General features: G+C 66.8%; 2 protein-coding genes. Both read left to right on the top strand.

Features of this window, described 5'->3' with window-relative positions; genetic code table 11:
* Positions 1–282 precede the first annotated feature (282 nt).
* Positions 283–1,185, top strand: a complete 903-nt coding sequence (locus RM423_RS24430) for an alpha/beta fold hydrolase (protein ID WP_311425641.1) — start codon at positions 283–285, stop codon at positions 1,183–1,185.
* Between the two features lie 625 nt (positions 1,186–1,810).
* Positions 1,811–2,599, top strand: a complete 789-nt coding sequence (locus tag RM423_RS24425; RefSeq protein ID WP_311425640.1) for a putative protein N(5)-glutamine methyltransferase — start codon at positions 1,811–1,813, stop codon at positions 2,597–2,599.
* Positions 2,600–2,783: the final 184 nt, after the last annotated feature.

Here is a 2,783-nt window from a genome sequence, read left to right as displayed (position 1 = left end):
TCGACGTAGAGTGCGGTCAGGAGGGCGTCCAGGTTATTCGTCACAAAATGATCTTCGACGCCCTCCGCCTACCACCTCCGGCAGCGACACGCGCGTGAGCCGCAAACGGACTCACTCATCTAGGCGGGCCGAGCGACCTGGGCGGTCCCGGGCAGGGCGAGCCGGACGGAGGTGGTTGGCATGCGGCACCTTGAGTGGGCATGGGGAGTGGCCCATAAACAGGCCGGTAGCTGGTCGGGACGTGCGTTGACAGCCCTCTGCATCCCGGCGCATAGTCGGGCGGTGTCAGCGATCCGGCGTGTGAGTTCGGCCGACGGCGTGCGGGTGGCTGTCTACGAACATGGCGACCCAGCGGCGCCGACGGTGGTGCTTATTCACGGTTACCCGGACAACGCCGGGGTGTGGAGCAGCATCGTGGGGGAGTTGGCCCGGCGCTATCACGTCGTGAGCTACGACGTTCGGGGTGCCGGCGAGTCGGACAAGCCCGCACAGCGCGCCGCGTACCGGCTCGAGCATCTCGTGGACGACTTCACGGCCGTCATCGAAGCGACCAGTCCTGATCGGGCGGTCCACGTCGTGGCACATGACTGGGGGTCGGTTCAGGGTTGGGCATGCGTGCTCAGCGAGTCGCTGCGGAGCCGGATCGCGAGTTTCACCTCGATCTCGGGTCCCGATATCGAACAGACCGGCCAATGGCTGCGCAGCAATCTGCGTCCGTCCAGTCTGGCGCTGGGCAAGATCGCCCGTCAGCTGAGCGACTCCTATTACGTGGCGCTGTTCCAAGTACCGATGCTGCCCGAACTGGCGTGGCGCTCGGGTGCCGTGGACTTACTGTTGCGGCTGGTCGAGCGGCGTGGCACCCAATCCACCGCGAGCGACGGCTATCGCCGGTCCTGGCCTGACAAGCTGAACGGCCTGCAGCTCTACCGCGCCAACCTGCTTCGAGTCGGGGCCTCGCAGCCCCGCACAACCGACATCCCGGTGCAGGTGCTGGCACCGACGGCGGACCCCTTCGTCAGCACCTCCCTACAGTTTGAAGCACCGCAGCCGTTCGTCCGCAACCTCACGCTGCGCTCGATTGCCGGGGATCACTGGATCATTCGCACCCGCCCCGAGGTCGTCGCTGCCGCCGTCACCGAGCTCGTGGAGCGGGTCGAAGCTGACGTCCTGAGTTCGGCCGACTAGCGCGGCGGGAGCAAACCGTATGCGGGCAGTGTCGTGCAACCTCATGTGCTTGCTCTGCCGTATCTGGCTGTATTGCTGATGTACCTATCGTTGGATCGAGGGGATAGCCATGACCGACCCGATAGCACCGAGCCCCACTGTTCCGCCGATCGAGCCGGGACCGACCGTCCCCCCGATCGCGCCTGACCCCGTGCCACCGCCGGAACCGGGCCCCGTGCCTGACCCCGTGCCACCGCCGGAACCGGGTCCCGTGCCTGGGCCGCCGGCACCGGTCCCCACGCCTCCCATTCCGACCCCGGGTCCCGGTCCCGTGCCTGGGCCGCCGGCTCCCGTGCCTGGGCCGCCGGCACCGGTCCCCACGCCTCCCATTCCGACCCCGGGTCCCGGTCCCGTGCCTGGGCCGCCGGCTCCCGTGCCAGGTCCGATGGGTTTATAAATCGGGTGAATGTGAAGATTCGCGTGCTATGTTCGTGCCGGCAACTGGTCGACCTACCGCAGGGAGGGTGGAAATCATCAACGTCACATCAACCCCGGTGTCCTCCTCCGCTGGCCGTGCTGGTCGCCTGCGATAGCAGCCTGCGTCAGCAGACGGAGCGAGCGCCTCTGGTCCTGATCGGAAGGCCTCATGTTCGCTGCCGAACTGCCATCCAGACGCTCGGCAATCGTCACCTCACTTCGCACCGCGGGGTGTGTCTTCGCCGAGGACGAAGCCGACCTCCTGCTCTCAACCGCCCGGAGCCCCACTCACCTGACTGCCATGCTGGACCGACGGGTTGCTGGCGTGCCTTTGGAGTACGTCCTCGGCTGGGTTGAGTTCTGCGGTCTGCGGATAGCGGTCGAGCCGGGGGTGTTCGTTCCTCGCCGCCGCACCGAATTGCTTGTCTGCCAGGCGCAAACACTGATCCGATCGAGAGCAGTGCTGCTCGACATGTGTTGCGGGTCCGGTGCGGTCGGAGCTGCCGTCGCGGGCGCTGTCGGCGAACTGGAGCTCTATGCGGCCGACATCGATCCCGCAGCGGTGCGGTGCGCGCGCCGGAATGTCGCGAGCGTCGGCGGTCACGTCTACCAGGGTGACCTGTACGAGCCGCTGCCGCCCTCGCTTCAAGGGCGCGTCGAGGTGCTGGTTGCGAATGCGCCGTACGTGCCTAGTGATTCCATCGCGATGATGCCGCCCGAGGCTCGCGATCACGAGCCGTTGATCGCGCTCGACGGCGGACCGGATGGGCTCGACGTGCAGCGCCGGGTCGCCGCGGGAGCACCGTTGTGGCTGGTTCCTGGCGGGCAACTGCTCATTGAAACAAGCGAGCGCCAAGCGGACTCGACCGCCGAGCTGGTGGCTTGCTACGGGCTGATCCCGCAGGTGATCCGCTCCGACGAACTCGACGCCACGGTGGTGCTCGGAACGCTGCCGTGAAGTGTGGGCGCCCGAACGGGTGAAGGACCGTGAAGACGATGGGAATATATCTTCCCCTTAGCCCGAAACTTTCACGCGGCGCCTGTTGATCGTCGTTCTTGGGGCGGCAGCCTCTGTGGTTTCCGATTGTGCCGTGCGGGCAGGACAGTTTGGCCGAGGTCGCTCGGTGCGCCGGTTCCACGTG

The sequence above is a fragment of the Jatrophihabitans lederbergiae genome (assembly GCF_031845305.1).
GTDB lineage: Bacteria > Actinomycetota > Actinomycetes > Mycobacteriales > Jatrophihabitantaceae > Jatrophihabitans_A > Jatrophihabitans_A lederbergiae.
Note: the sequence above shows the minus strand (reverse complement) of the source record. Positions and strands in the feature narration are given on the sequence as shown.

Excerpts from the sequence above, each read along its gene's own strand:
- RM423_RS24425 (WP_311425640.1), top strand. The coding sequence starts at position 1,811 with ATGTTCGCTGCCGAACTGCCATCCAGACGCTCGGCAATCGTCACCTCA.